Origin of the sequence: Mycobacterium sp. (genome assembly GCF_035603715.1) — a bacterium.
GTDB lineage: Bacteria > Actinomycetota > Actinomycetes > Mycobacteriales > Mycobacteriaceae > Mycobacterium.
Genome location: NZ_DATNJW010000254.1, coordinates 1 through 12,807, shown reverse-complemented (window position 1 = coordinate 12,807; position 12,807 = coordinate 1). Strand labels below are relative to the sequence as shown.

Genomic DNA, 12,807 nt, shown 5'->3' with positions numbered 1-12,807 from the left:
TGCCTTCACGTTTTATGACTGACCCGCACGAGATGCGGTCGATGGCGGGCCGTTTCGACGTGCACGCGCAGACGGTTGAGGACGAGGCTCGCAAGATGTGGGCGTCGAGCCAGAACATCGCCGGGGCCAGCTGGAGCGGTACTGCTCAGGCCACCTCGTACGACACCATGGGCCAGATGAACACCGCGTTCCGCAACATCGTCAACATGCTGCACGGGGTTCGGGACGGGCTGATCCGCGACGCGAACAACTACGAGAGCCAAGAGCAGGCCTCGCAGCAGATCCTGTCCAGCTAGCCGATCACCGAAACGTCTTAGGAGAATACTCATGTCGATCAGTTACCAGTTCGGCGACGTGGATGCCCACGGCGCGTTGATCCGTTCCCAGGCCGCTTCGCTGGAGGCCGAGCACCAGTCCATCGTCCGCGATGTGCTGGCTGCCGGTGACTTCTGGGGTGGCTCGGGCTCGGTGGCTTGCCAGGAGTTCATCACCCAGTTGGGTCGGAACTTCCAGGTGATCTACGAGCAGGCCAACTCCCACGGCCAGAAGGTGCAGACGGCCGGCAACAACATGTCGTCCACCGACTCCGCTGTGGGCTCAAGCTGGGCCTGACGCCTCACCCAGCTAGGGTTCGAAACACACCGGGCATCGTGATGCCCGGTGTGTTTTCTTTTGGGCACATTGCGCGGCCGCTCTTGTTGTCGTAGACGCCGAAACAAGCTGCCGCTGTTGAGTGTTCGAGGTGGCGACGCCGTGGGCGCCGGACGCGTCTACTCAGCAACTGCGGCGCAGGCACCAAGGATGGTCGTCGAGGCGAAGTTGGCCGCGTTGGCCAAGTGATTGTCGGTCGGAGTGTAGGTCGGGAGCGCCGTGACAAACGCGCGACGGTACTGGGCCGAAACGTTCGCCAGATCCTGGAAGACCGCGTTATCGCTCTGCTTGCCAAGCTGTTCCAGTTTGCTGGCAAATGAGTTCATCACGGGCCCGACCGCGTAGTTGACTTCCTTCTGCTCCTTATTCCAATAGATCGACGGGACATTGGGATCCATCTGCTGCCACGCAGCGGTTTGCTTGCCGAACGCGTCCAACGTCGACTTCCATTCGCGGCACACGGAGTTGTCGTTGGTGAGCATGGGCTGCGGGTTCGCCAGGTTGCCGACCGGGGCGATGTCGGACGGCGGCGGCGACGGCGACACCAGCGGACCGCGGGCCGCCGCCGACCCGTCGCTGATGGCGGCGCAGATCGCTCCCAGCGCGGACGAGGCACTGTTCGCGGCGCCGGCCAAATTATTGTCGGCCGGCGTGTATTTGGGGATCCGCTCGGAGTAGGCGCGCGCATACGCGATGAACTGCTGGTAGAGCTCACGCATCACCCGATGCGGCGTCAGCTTGACCAGGCCGACCGTTTGCGCTGCCGCGCCGCGCAGCGACTGGCCGGCTGCGATGAATTGCGCACGCAGCTTCGGCGTCCACGCCGAAGCGGGCACCGACCGGTCGCGATCGTTCCACAAGCCCTGGCCACCGTTCGCCAGTTGATTGTTGATCGCCGTCCACGCCGTGCAACTCGGATCGTCGGTGATCACCGCCACGGGCCCGGTATCTTTCGCGCTGGCCACGGGGGCTGTCTCCTGGCTCGAATCACTATCCGAGCCGCCTTTGGGCGCCCCCGAATCCCCACCACCGAAGAGCAATACCGCTGCGACGATCGTTGCCAAGACCGCTACCGCGGCCACCCCACCCATTGCCCACTTAAGATGTTTGTTCTCTTTAGGGGCGTCAGTATCAGACGTCACGATGAGCCAGCTTAAATGACAACCGGCTCGCCGCAGGCGTATTGGCGACGAGCGGAGACGCTGATTGCGACAGGGACCAACCCGGCCCCGGGGGTTGACACAGACTCGAACAAGAGTTCGAATAAAGTATGCGGTGGGACCACCAGAGCATCGACGTCGACGACGGCGCGCTGCCCGGTTTGGAACGCATCGGCTTCGTCCGCAGTGTGCGGACGCCGCAGTTCGAGGGCATCACGTTTCACGAGGTCCTGTGTAAATCGGCGCTGAACCGAATTCCGCGCGCGGCAGCGTTGCCCTTCCAATACACCGTCAACGGATACCGCGGTTGCTCGCATGCGTGCCGGTACTGCTTCGCCCGGCCGACTCACGAGTATCTGGATTTCGACTGCGGCAACGACTTCGACACCCAGGTCGTCGTCAAGACCAACGTCGTCGATGTGCTGCGTCGCGAACTGGCCCGAAAGTCGTGGTGTCGCGAGACGGTTGCGCTGGGAACCAACACCGACCCCTATCAACGCGCCGAGGGTCGCTACGCGTTGATGCCCGGCATCATCGGCGCGCTCGCGGCGGCGGGCACGCCGCTGTCGATCCTGACCAAGGGCACGCTGCTGCGCCGTGATCTACCACTGATCGCCGACGCGGCCGAACAGGTGCCGGTCGGCCTCGCCGTCTCGCTGGCGGTCGGTGACCCCGAACTGCACAAGCAGGTCGAGCCCGGCACGCCGGGCCCGCAGGCCCGCCTCGGATTGGTCGCCGCGATTCGCGAAGCCGGTTTGGACTGTCACGTGATGGTTGCGCCGGTACTGCCGTATCTGACCGATTCAGTCGAGCATCTCGACGGATTGCTGCGCCAGATCGCGCAGGCGGGGGCCGTCAGCGTCACCGTTTTCGGCCTGCACTTGCGGGGATCGACCCGCGGGTGGTTCATGTCGTGGCTGACGCGCACCTATCCGCAGCTGGTCGGCCGGTATCGCGAGTTGTACCGGCGTGGGGCGTATTTGCCGCAGTCCTACCGCGACGAGCTTCGCGCGAGGGTGGCGCCGCTGATCGCCACCTACGGGCTGGCCGGCGATCAGCGGCGCTTCGATACCGCCCCGCCACCGCAAGCCGTCGAGGCGCCACAGCCGACGCTGTTCTGAGCTAGTTCAGGTCAGGTGCGCGGTAAGTGTCGCACTGGTTGGGGTCGCCGGTCTGGTAGCCGACGGTGAACCAGTGCTGACGCTGCTCCGAGGAGCCGTGGGTCCACGACTCCGGGTTGACCCGGCCGGTGGCGGACTTCTGGATGCGGTCATCGCCGACCGACGACGCCGCCGACAACGCGTCGGCAATGTCCTTGTCGCTCAATGGTTCCAGGAAAGGCACACCGGTGCTTTCCTGCTTGGTGGTGGACGCGTAATGGGCCCACACGCCGGCATAGCAGTCGGCTTGCAACTCGGTGCGCACGCCGTTTCCGCCGGCGCCCTGCGCGCCCTGCTGGGCGCGACCGAGAGATCCCTGCAGATCCTGCACATGGTGGCCGAACTCGTGAGCTACCACGTATTCCTGCGCCAACGGCCCACCGCTGGAACCGAATTGGGTGCGCAGCACGTCGAAAAAGCCGGTGTCGAAGTAGGCGGTTTTGTCGACCGGGCAATAGAACGGGCCGACCTCGGTGCTGGCCGGTCCGCACCCGGTGTCGACCTGACCGCTGAACAACCGGACCCGCGGGCGGGTGTATCCGGGCATCAGCTGCTTCCACACCGCGTCGACGGAGTTGCCGGTGGCGACCACCCGGCACTGCACGTACTGGTTGGCGTCGGCCCCGGTCTTGCATTTGCTCAGATCGAAGCCGGGGGCGACGTCCTGGCTGGCGCTCGGCGCCGGCAACTGGTTGACCACTTTGCCGGGATCGACCCCCAGTAACAGCGCAACCACAAGGAATAACAACCCGCCGAGTCCGCCGCCGATCGCGATTCCTCGCCCTCCACCCCCGGACGACGCCGTCGTGCTCGTGTCGATCTGCATACCCTCGTTGAAGGTCATCGCACTCTCCGTTGCGGTTTTCGGCGTGGCTGGTGGCCCGGCAAGATCAGCTTTGCACACTACGATTCAGGCGTGCCCGCGGTTGCCGAAGTTCCTGCGCTCGCGTGCACGTCCGTCGGCGATCTCCGGGGCACTTTCGAAGGCGGCGTAGCGGTGTGGTGTGGCGTGCAGTACGCGCAACAGCCCATCGGTGAGCGTCGATTCGCCGCACCGGTGCCGCTGCTGCCCTGGACAGGTGTGCGCGACGCCGTCGAGCACGGGCCGTTGCCGCTGCAGAGCCGCTCGATGGTCGCCGCTGACCGCAGAGACCCCAAGATTCGCGATGAAGCCTGCCTGACGGTGACGGTGTGGTCGCCGGACGTGTCCGGCGCGCTACCGGTGATGGTGTGGATCCCCGGCGGGGCGTTCCTCAACGGCGCCGGCCAACTACAGCTCTACGACGGGTCGCGGCTGGCTGCGAACGGCAACGTCGTGGTCGTCAATGTCACCTACCGGGTGGGGGTTTTCGGCGGTTTCGAGCTCGGCGCTCTCGGCGACGGCTTCGACGACAATCTGTGCCTGCGCGATCAGATCGCCGCCTTGGCCTGGGTTCGTGACAACATTGCGGCGTTTGGCGGCGACGCCAACCGGGTTACGGTGTTCGGCGAATCTGCGGGCGCCACTTCGGTATTAGCTCTGCTCGCCTGCCCGGCCGCCGAAGGTCTTTTCGCCCAGGCGATTGCGCAAAGTCCGGCGCTGCCAATGATGGCCGACCGTGAGACGCGCGCCGAGCAGGCGCAACGATTTCTCGGTCGGCTCGGGGTGACGGCGGGGGAGTTGAAAACGCTCCCGCAGCGTGACTTACGCCGTGCGGCAGGGGAATTACAACTCGCGAGTGTCGCGACGACACCGACGCTGGCGCATGGCCTGACCTACGGGGTCGAGCTGCTGCCACTGCACCCGATCGAGGCCGCGCGGACGGGTGCGACGGCCCGCGTCCCGTTGGTCGTCGGCTCCAATCGGCGCGAGGCGTCGCTGTTCGCTCGAGACAAGACGGCGATGCTCCCGACCACGCAGGCCAACGTCGATCAATATTTCGCGCGATTCGCGCCGGCGGCGAGGGCGCGGGTGCTTGCGGCTTACCCGGGCTATCCGCGCCGCCGCGCGTTGGAGAGCATCGGCGCTGACGCGATGTTCGTGGCCCCGACGTGGGCGTTCGCCGATGCCTACAGTGCTCACGCGCCCACCTATGCCTACCGCTTCGATCACGCGTCAGCGACGCTGCGGGCGACCGGCATTGGCGCCGTTCACGGCAGCGAGATCGTGCACATCTTGCACACCTATGGCTCGCACTTGGGCCGACGACTGCATCCGCTGGGGAGATGGTTGACGCCGGCCGTAGGCCGCCGGATGCAGAGGACCTGGCGGCAATTCGCCGACGCGGCCGGGTCCGGTCGCCAACTTTGGTGTCGCGACTGGCCCCGCTACGACACAACTCGACGGGCCACCCGCGTCATTCGGTCGTTCTCTGACGTCACGGTCGACGACCCTGATTCGATCCGCCGCTCGGCGTGGAACGGACTGCTAGGGTCCGATTAGTTGGACTCCGCTGGTCGGCCGACCGGGTGGGCGGTATTTTGTGAAGCTAATTGATAACGGCCGACCGGCACTGCCGAAAGGGGGCGCGTCCTGATGACCCGGGATTCCAGCGAATATCTGCCCGTTCATGTGGCTCCCGAGGCCGCCGCATGAATCTTCCGTGTATGTACTTGTCGAGGCCCGCGGTTGTTATTCCGGACGCCGCCCTCGACAACGAGATGGTGTTGGCGCGGGTAAGAGAATCCTTCCGGGGAACCGGACCTGAGTGGGATTCGATCGCGCAAGGCATTCAGTATGTTCTGGGCCGATGTAATACCCAGGTCCGCTATGTCGACCCCGACCAGACGCTTTCTCCTGGCGAGTTCGCGTCTCGCGCGGCGACGGCCTGCCTTTTTGAGAACGGCTTCGATGCGTCTGAGATCGACCTTTTGGTGTACGGCGGAATTGCCCGCGAGAACTTCGAGCCCGCGACCGCCACTGAGGTCGCCGGGCGCCTCGGTGCGAGGCCACTACACGCGTTCGACGTGACCTGTGCCTGCGCCGGGCTCGTCGAGGCGATACACGTCGTCGCCGGTTACTTCGCCCTGCATCCCGAGATCAAAACGGCGCTGGTGTGTGCGGGCGAACTTTGGCGCGATCGGGTCACCTATGACCTCCAGACGCTCGACGACGTCGCGGACCTGGCCGCCGGCCTGACACTCGGGAACGCGGCCGCGGCATTCCTGGTGACCCGCGAGTCGCTGCCGGCGGGCAGCGCTCGGCTGCTGGGCTTCCAGCACAAGACACTTGCCGAGCATTACGACCTGTGCTCGGCTCCGATCGACGGCCACTTTGTATCGCGCTCGAAAGAGCTTTTCGCACTTGCGGTTCACGTGCCCGGAGAAATTCAGCGCCTCCTCACCTCCGCGGGCTGGAAGGCCGAAGACGTCGACCACTACATTTTCCACCAACCCAGCCAGGCGATCCTCGAGCGCGTCTTCGACGCAGTCGGTGCGCGGCCCGAGGCGTGCGTGCATACGCACTCGGTATACGGGAATACCGCCAGTACCTCATGGGCGGTCGCGCTCAATCACCGTCTGAAGCACGGCGCCATCAACAATGGTGACAAGCTCGTGATCGCAAGCGCCGCATCAGGGTTCACGATCGTGTGCGCCTCCGCCGTGTGGGAGAGCTGAATGCTGCATTATCTACGTGTCTACCGGGTAATCGGCAAGACGTTCGGGGTGTGGTTTCGGCCGCTGGGCGCATTCGGGCTTTTGCAACTGCGCCAGGCGATTTCAGCGATAACGCTCGCTCTGGACTACGTGTTCTACCCCAGTCATCGTAAGCAGCCGATCGACCGACCGATCTTCATCATCGGTAATCCGCGCAGCGGCACCACATTTCTGCACCGGCTACTGCTCGGTGCCGGTGATATGGCCGCCTTTGAACTGTGGGAGATGCTCTTTCCGGCCATCACCGCGCGCAAGTTGCTCGGCGGGATCGTGCCGCGGCTGGACAAGTTGTCGCCGGCCCGCTACCACCCCTCCGACGTGCACGACACCAGCCTGCGCGGCATCGAGACCGACGACGTGGCATGGTTTTTCCGCACCATGGATGGACCATTCGCATGGGCGTACTTCCTTGCCTGGCGCGACACTTGGGGCAGCGGACTGTCTCGCCGCGAATTTGCGATCGACGGCGTCACACCGCACGAGGAGGACCGCTTCTTCAAGTATTACGAGTCGTGCTGGCGGCGGAACCTGACGCTCAAAGGCGCCAACCGGGTGCTCGCCAAGACCAGCATGCTGACCATGCGTCTTGATGCGGTGCTGCGGCGTTACCCGGACTGCAAGCTCGTGTACGTCGTCCGCGACCCGGTCGAGGTCATTCCGTCGGGAATGTCGTTGCTGGCCAGTGTGCTTGAGAACGGCTACGACGTGTGGAATCGCACGAAGGAAGAAGACCAGCGCAGGTGGCTGGAAAATCTGTACCAGGCCTCGTGCGACATGTTGCGCTACTTCTACGAGGCGCAGTCGGCCGGCAGGATCCCCGAACGCAATCTGTGTGTGGTGCGCTACGAGGATCTGATCAACGACCTCGAGCCGACCATGGAGCGCATCCTCGAATTCACCGAAATAAAGCCCACCGAAGCCTTTGTCGAAGAAGTGCGGGAGCAGGCGGCGCGACAGCGCAGTTACACCAGTCGTCACGAGCACTCACCCCAGCAATTCGGCATTGCGCCCGAACGCATTCGACAAGACCTCGGGTTCGTCTACGAGGCGTTCGGCCTGTCAAACAACGCCGACGAACGTCCCGTCCCGCAGATTGAAAGACCTGAAACCCTCGTCTGAAGGACTGGAACAATGGGAAAACACTCGGTGGTGGTGAAGCGCGAAAAGCTCTGGTGCTCTGCGTCTTTAGACCTCCGGATCGGTCTAGCGGCAGCCCAGGCGACTTCCGCGACGACCCGACGTCGCAGTGCACGCGTCTTCGCGGCGGCCTCTGGTGCCCTGTTGGGCGTCGCGTTCATGCCGGCGGCCACGGCTTTCGCCGATGACTACACCATCGATCCCACTGGCATCGAGACGATCACCGGAATCTTCGGATACGGATTCTTCGGAGTAGACACGGCTTCTCCCGCCACTCCCGGTAGCCTTCAGGGCTACCAAGGCTTCACGTACACCGACACCTCGAGCAATGCGACAGGCACACTCAACGGCTTCGAGAGCAATGCCACGGATTCCTTCGGCGACACCAACCAGGAAGTCCTCGTCACCTCGTCAAGTGGCACCGACGCTCCGCCGGCCGGCTCGGTGCTCGACACCTACACCCTCGGCGATACCGGCTACGCGAACATTTACTCCGCCATCCCCACCGGCGGTGGGAACTACGAAATCACCGATACCGTGGTCACGCCGACGGGGAATTACGCCATTCCCACCACGTTTAACGCGGCCGAACTTACCGCCGCCGACGTGGGAGGTGTACCGATCGGGAACGGCGTCGACATCGTTCCCGTTGGCTCCCAGGTGATTGACTCGATAACCGGAATTGCCCCGCTCGCGATGGCCGATGACGGTACGCAGTTGTTCAATGTTGCGGACGCGAGTGGACATGTGATCGGCAGCTTCAACGCTTACGACACGATCACCGGGGACTTCTTCGGCAGCTATACCGAGGCCGTCCTCGTGACCAAGGACCTCGGCACGGTTGCAAACGATCCGGGCGTCGGTTCGATCTTCAACACGATGTATTACCTCGGCAGCGACAGTGTCTACTCCGACGTCACCTCACCATCTGGAAACGTGATCACGGATACGTTCGTCACCCCGTTCGGGAACTTCGAGATTCCCACTACCTTCGACGCCGTCCAGGTCGAAACCACGTCCGCTATCGACCTTCCCGGCGGCGACCACCTCGATCCCATCGGCGCTCTGGAGTTCACCGGCGTCAACGGGCTTCCGCCGGTGGACGCCGCAGTGCAGGGAACGCAGATGTTCGATTACACGAACGCCGACGGCACGACTGGCACTTTTGGTGCCCTCGTCACGAACACCTTGGACGAGTTCAACGACTCCACCGAAACAGTCTTGGTCACCTCCGGATCAGATCCGGATGCTCCAATCGGCTCGGTATTCGAGACCGTCATCTTCGGTGACACCGGAATCGAGAGCCTCTACACCGACATCCCCTCCACCACCGGCGGCGCGGCCGTGATCACGGATATCCTGCAGACCCCGCTGGGGGACTTCACCATTCCCACCTCGTTGGATGCGATCGCCGGTGCCCTCAACGATTTGCTCAGCGCCGCGTCGGGCTAGCAGGTTGGCGTCTTTTTGATATTGAGCGGTTAACCCGGTCCGTCGCTGCTTGCCGCGAGCAGGGGCACCAGCACGTCGCTGATCGGTGTCGCGATGTCGTGCGCGCGTGCCTTGCGGATGATCACGCCGTTGCGGATGTCCCATTCCTGCGGGCGGCCGGCTTCGCGGTCGGCCAGCATCGAGGTGCCCATGTCGGCGGGCGCCTGTTGGAACATCTCCACGGTGCCGTCGGCGACGTCGTCGCCCAGCTTCGCGCCCTCGGCACGGGCAACCGCCAGGCATTCCGCGGCATACCGTTGCGCCAACTCGGACAGGTCGTCGCGGCGAAACATTCCCGCCCGGCGGCCGGTCAGCACCATCAGGCCGGCGACGGCGTTGACCAGCAACTTGCGCCAGGCGGCGGTGACGAAGTCGGGATCGCAGTCGGCGGTGCCGCCGGCGGCGCGCCAGATTTCCGCGAATGTCGTCGCGGCAGACCCGGTCGGCAGTGCGAGCCGGGCCTCTCCGCGCAGTCGCACCCAACCGTCGGCCTGCGTCTCGGCTGAAAACCAGACGATGCCGGGGATGACGGTCGACGACGGGCAGAGCGGCTGTATCTGCTCGACCTGCTCCACGCCGTTCTGCAGGACCACGACGATGGTGTTCTCATCGCACAGGCGGGCCAGCCAGCGAGCCCCGTCGGCGTTCTGGGTGGCTTTGATCGCCAGTAGAACCAACCCGACCCCGCCGGTGATCTCGCCCGGATCCGTGCGGACCGGGCCCGGGACCACGATCGGATCGTGCTCATCGGGCCGCAATTCGATCTGCGACCGCGGTGTGCGTCCGCACACCAATACCTGGTGGCCGGCGGCCGACAGGTACGCGGCGACCGTCGTACCGACCGCGCCGGGACCCACAACTGCAATATCCATGACGATCCTTGGAATAAGCGCCTCTAGACTGGGCTGTCGTTCCCACCGTATGCAAGGAGTATTTGTGCTGCGCACTCACGCCGCGGGTTCGTTACGAGCCACCGATGCCGGTCAACAGGTAACCCTGGCCGGTTGGGTCGCGCGTCGGCGCGACCACGGTGGGGTGATCTTCATCGATCTGCGTGATTCCTCGGGAGTCTCGCAGGTGGTGTTTCGCGCCGACGACGTGCTGGCTCAGGCCCACCGGCTGCGCGCCGAGTTCTGTGTGGCCGTCGAGGGGGTCGTGGAGATCCGCCCAGAGGGCAACGCAAACGCGGAGATCGCCACCGGCGAGATCGAGGTCAACGCGACGTCGCTGACGGTGCTGGGGGAGTGCGCGCCGCTGCCGTTCCAGCTCGACGAGCCCGCCGGCGAGGAGGTCCGGCTGCGCTATCGCTATCTCGACCTGCGCCGCGACGGCCCTGGCAGCGCAATTCGGTTGCGCTCCAAGGTAAATGCTGCGGCGCGTGGCGTGCTGGCTGCGCACGATTTCGTCGAGATCGAGACGCCGACGATGACGCGCTCGACGCCGGAAGGCGCGCGCGACTTCCTGGTGCCGGCCCGCCTGCAACCCGGCTCCTTCTACGCGTTGCCGCAAAGCCCACAGCTGTTCAAGCAGCTGCTGATGGTGGCCGGCATGGAGCGCTACTACCAGATCGCCCGCTGCTACCGCGACGAGGATTTCCGCGCCGACCGGCAGCCCGAATTCACCCAGCTCGACATGGAGTTGAGCTTCGTCCGGGCCGACGACGTCATCGCGATTTCCGAACAGGTGCTCAAAGCGGTGTGGGCGCTGATCGGCTACGACCTTCCGCTGCCGGTGCCGCGGATCAGCTACGCCGATGCGATGCGACGGTTCGGTTCCGACCGGCCCGACCTGCGTTTCGGGCTGGAGCTGGTGGAGTGCGCAGAGTTCTTCTCCGACACCACTTTTCGGGTATTCCAGGCACCATATGTGGGTGCGGTGGTGATGTCGGGCGGCGCCTCGCAGCCGCGCCGTACGCTGGACGGCTGGCAGGAATGGGCCAAACAGCGCGGCCATAAGGGGCTGGCCTACGTGCTGGTAGGTGACGACGGCACGCTGGGCGGGCCGGTGGCCAAAAACCTGTCCGACGCCGAACGCGACGGCCTGGCGGCGCATGTTGGCGCGCAGCCCGGCGACTGCATCTTCTTCTCGGCGGGTCCGGCGAAAGCGTCGCGTGCGCTGTTGGGGGCGGCCCGCGTAGAGATCGCGCATCGGCTCAACCTGATCGACCCCGCAGCGTGGGCGTTCACCTGGGTGGTGGACTTCCCGCTGTTCGAGCCGGCCGACGAGGCGACCGCGGCCGGCGATGTGGCGCTGGGTAGCGGCGCGTGGACCGCAGTGCACCACGCGTTCACCTCGCCCAAGGCCGAGTCGGAGTCCACCTTCGACAGCGATCCGGGCAACGCGCTTGCGGACGCCTACGACATCGTCTGCAACGGCAACGAAATCGGTGGCGGCTCCATTCGTATCCACCGCCGCGACATTCAGGAACGCGTGTTCGCGATGATGGGCATCGGCGCCGCCGAAGCACAGGAGAAATTCGGATTCCTGTTGGATGCATTCACCTTTGGCGCCCCGCCGCACGGCGGCATCGCCTTCGGCTGGGATCGGATCGTCCAACTTCTGGCCGGAGCCGATTCCATCCGTGAGGTGATCGCGTTCCCGAAGTCCGGCGGCGGCGTCGATCCACTGACCGACGCCCCGGCGCCGATCACCGCGCAACAGCGCAAGGAGTCGGGAATCGACGTCGTACCCGAGCGGACACCCAAGGTCGTCGAACCGGAATAGACAGCCGCCCCGGCTAGGTTCAGGTGGCATGTCCCAAGGATTTCTTGACACTGAAACGATCAAAGCGTTCAACGAAGCTATCGCCGACGAATTTCGTGCCAACGACGGCAAGGTCGGGGGCCAGTTCGAGGGTGCGGACCTGCTGCTGCTGACCACCACCGGCGCCAAGTCCGGTCAGCCGCGGGTCTCACCGCTGGCCTATTTCCGCGTCGACGGCAAGCTGCTCATCATCGGGTCGTTCGCCGGGTCTGACGTCAACCCGGCCTGGGTGCACAATCTGCGGGCGAACCCGGCGGCGCGTATCGAGATCGGCAACGACTCCTCGGACGTCACCGCGCGGGAATTGCCCTCGGCCGAACGTGACGAGCTTTTCGGACAGATCGCCGCGGCGTCCCCGGGCTTCGCCGACTATCAAGCGAAGACATCGAGGGTGATCCCGGTCTTCGAGCTGCAGCCGGCGAGTTAGCCGAGCCGGATAGTTAGACCGTCAACCGAGCTCTCGCGGCGCCCGGTCACGGGGCAATCACGACCCCTATCACAGGGCGGTCACGCAGCCATAAATGCCTTAATGCGGGACCAGCGACAAGATCGTTTGCAGCGTGCCGCGCACCGGGTGCAAGAAGATGTTGACGATTTGGATCGGGAAGAGCTGGCCATTGCCGCCGCATTTGGGCCAGGCGCCGGGTCCCTGAGTGGCCAGCACTCGGTTCGCCACCGCGATCTGCTGCTCGCGCGAAGCCGTCGCCGGGTCGCCGATGCCGCCGTTGGCGGCCCAGGTAGACGGTTTGAACTGCAGTCCGCCATAGAACCCGTTGCCGGTGTTCGCGTGCCAGTTGCCACCTGATTCG

The 12,807-nt window shown here is 64.8% G+C and carries 13 protein-coding genes; 9 read left to right on the top strand and 4 right to left on the bottom strand.

Annotation, left to right across the window (positions count from 1 at the left end):
- Both VN856_RS10765 and VN856_RS10760 read left to right on the top strand, forming a co-directional pair.
- On the top strand, nt 1-296 hold a 296-nt coding region (locus tag VN856_RS10765), incomplete at its 5' end, for a WXG100 family type VII secretion target (protein WP_325688785.1).
- A 31-nt stretch (nt 297-327) separates the two neighbouring features.
- Nucleotides 328-612: a WXG100 family type VII secretion target gene (locus VN856_RS10760; protein ID WP_163775238.1), complete on the top strand. Its 285-nt coding sequence runs from the start codon at nt 328-330 to the stop codon at nt 610-612.
- A 158-nt stretch (nt 613-770) separates the two neighbouring features.
- Here the strand turns inward: VN856_RS10760 and VN856_RS10755 are convergent, their stop codons facing one another.
- Entirely contained in the window at nt 771-1,793 is a 1,023-nt protein-coding gene (locus VN856_RS10755; protein ID WP_325688783.1) for a hypothetical protein, read from the bottom strand.
- 128 nt (nt 1,794-1,921) lie between these two features.
- Here VN856_RS10755 and VN856_RS10750 point away from each other — a divergent pair, with 128 nt between their 5' ends.
- Entirely contained in the window at nt 1,922-2,932 is a 1,011-nt protein-coding gene (locus VN856_RS10750; protein WP_325688781.1) for an Rv2578c family radical SAM protein, read from the top strand.
- A 1-nt stretch (nt 2,933) separates the two neighbouring features.
- Here the strand turns inward: VN856_RS10750 and ypfJ are convergent, their stop codons facing one another.
- The gene (gene ypfJ / locus VN856_RS10745; protein ID WP_325688779.1) at nt 2,934-3,815 is read right to left on the bottom strand and encodes a KPN_02809 family neutral zinc metallopeptidase; all 882 of its coding nucleotides are present in this window, start codon (nt 3,813-3,815) and stop codon (nt 2,934-2,936) included.
- Between the two features lie 72 nt (nt 3,816-3,887).
- Between ypfJ and VN856_RS10740 the strand changes: the two genes are divergently transcribed.
- From VN856_RS10740 to VN856_RS10725, 4 genes are all read left to right on the top strand, one after another.
- Nucleotides 3,888-5,393 carry a carboxylesterase/lipase family protein gene (locus tag VN856_RS10740; protein WP_325688777.1) on the top strand — a complete coding sequence of 502 codons (1,506 nt, stop codon included), beginning with the start codon at nt 3,888-3,890 and terminating at the stop codon, nt 5,391-5,393.
- Nucleotides 5,394-5,542: 149 nt separating this feature from the next.
- Nucleotides 5,543-6,568 (top strand): 3-oxoacyl-ACP synthase III family protein, encoded by a 1,026-nt coding sequence (locus VN856_RS10735; protein ID WP_325688775.1) that lies wholly within the window; start codon nt 5,543-5,545, stop codon nt 6,566-6,568.
- The gene (locus tag VN856_RS10730) at nt 6,569-7,726 is read left to right on the top strand and encodes a sulfotransferase (protein ID WP_325688773.1); all 1,158 of its coding nucleotides are present in this window, start codon (nt 6,569-6,571) and stop codon (nt 7,724-7,726) included.
- 12 nt (nt 7,727-7,738) lie between these two features.
- Nucleotides 7,739-9,196, top strand: a complete 1,458-nt coding sequence (locus tag VN856_RS10725) for a hypothetical protein (RefSeq protein ID WP_325688771.1) — start codon at nt 7,739-7,741, stop codon at nt 9,194-9,196.
- Between the two features lie 29 nt (nt 9,197-9,225).
- On the opposite strand, the gene VN856_RS10720 is transcribed toward VN856_RS10725, so the two are convergent.
- Entirely contained in the window at nt 9,226-10,107 is an 882-nt protein-coding gene (locus VN856_RS10720; RefSeq protein ID WP_325688769.1) for an oxidoreductase, read from the bottom strand.
- 49 nt (nt 10,108-10,156) lie between these two features.
- On the opposite strand from VN856_RS10720, the gene aspS reads away from it, so the two are divergent.
- Both aspS and VN856_RS10710 read left to right on the top strand, forming a co-directional pair.
- Nucleotides 10,157-11,959, top strand: coding sequence for an aspartate--tRNA ligase (aspS, locus tag VN856_RS10715; protein WP_325688767.1), 1,803 nt, complete (start codon nt 10,157-10,159; stop codon nt 11,957-11,959).
- Between the two features lie 28 nt (nt 11,960-11,987).
- The gene (locus tag VN856_RS10710) at nt 11,988-12,425 is read left to right on the top strand and encodes a nitroreductase family deazaflavin-dependent oxidoreductase (protein ID WP_325688765.1); all 438 of its coding nucleotides are present in this window, start codon (nt 11,988-11,990) and stop codon (nt 12,423-12,425) included.
- Between the two features lie 99 nt (nt 12,426-12,524).
- Here VN856_RS10710 and VN856_RS10705 read toward each other — a convergent pair.
- Nucleotides 12,525-12,807, bottom strand: a 283-nt coding sequence (locus VN856_RS10705; protein ID WP_325688763.1) for a transglycosylase family protein, incomplete at its 5' end; no start/stop codon positions are given.